Consider the following 1010-nt stretch of genomic DNA (forward strand, 5'->3'; position numbering starts at 1 on the left):
TCGGCGCGGTGGTCCTGGCCCTGGCGATGACCAACACGCTGTCGGCGTTCGTCGCCACCATCACCAACTCGCAGAACACCGCGGCGACCGGGACCGTGGTCCTGCAGGAGTCCGGCTCCTCGGGCACCACGGTGTGCAACAGCACCGACAGCACGGGCGGCATCAACACGAACTCCTCGACGTGCACGTCGTTCAACAAGTACGGCGGGAGCACGACGCTCGTGCCGTCGAACGCCGCGGGGACCACCAACAACTCCGTGACCACGGTGAACTTCAAGAACACCGGGACCGCGGCGGCGACGTCGTTCACGATGGCCTTCGGGGCCTGCACGCAGAGCAACAACGGCACGACGAACAACGGGTCCGCGACCGACTACTGCTCGAAGCTCCACGTGAAGGTGACCAGCGGCGCGACCACCGTGCAGGCCGACACCGTGGCCTCCACGCTCGCCAACACGACCGTGAACCTGCCGGCGGCCCTGGTCCCGGCGGTGGCCAGCGGGACGACCATCCCGTTCACCTTCACCGTCTACCTGGACAGCTCGGCCGGCAACACCTACCAGGGCCTGTCCGGCTCCCAGCCGATCACCTGGACGCTCTCGTCCTGATGCCGCGGGCTGCCCGCGTCCGTCCGCCCGCGGGTCCGTGGGCGGACGGACGCCAGGGTCCGCGGGATCCAGACCGACACCGAGACCGATCCGGAGCATGACGGTGGACCAGGCCCACGGGCGGCGCGGCCGGCGCCGGCTGTCCGCACTCCTCACGGCCCTCGCCGGGGTCGCGCTCATCGCGGCGATGGTCACGATCGCCCTCTGGTACCGCGACGGCGGCCGCTACCAGGTGGTCGCGACCCCGTCGATGGGGACGACCGCGCCGGTCGGCACGCTGGTGCTGACCGAGCCGGCCCCGGAGTACCGGCTGGGTGACGTCATCACCTACCAGCCCCCGGTCCCGCAGCCGCAGGACACCAAGACGCACCGGATCGTGCGGATCGAACCCGGGCCGGACGG

Annotated in this window: 2 protein-coding genes; both read left to right on the forward strand. The window is 70.8% G+C overall.

What is annotated here, in order from left to right:
- A partial coding sequence (locus AC0CYZ_RS27135) for a hypothetical protein (protein ID WP_472221169.1) occupies positions 1 to 608 on the forward strand: 608 nt, incomplete at its 5' end.
- A gap of 97 nt (positions 609 to 705) precedes the next feature.
- The coding region (locus AC0CYZ_RS27140) for a hypothetical protein (protein ID WP_472221170.1) at positions 706 to 1010 on the forward strand (305 nt) is incomplete at its 3' end.

This window comes from Actinomycetospora sp. (assembly GCF_055612215.1).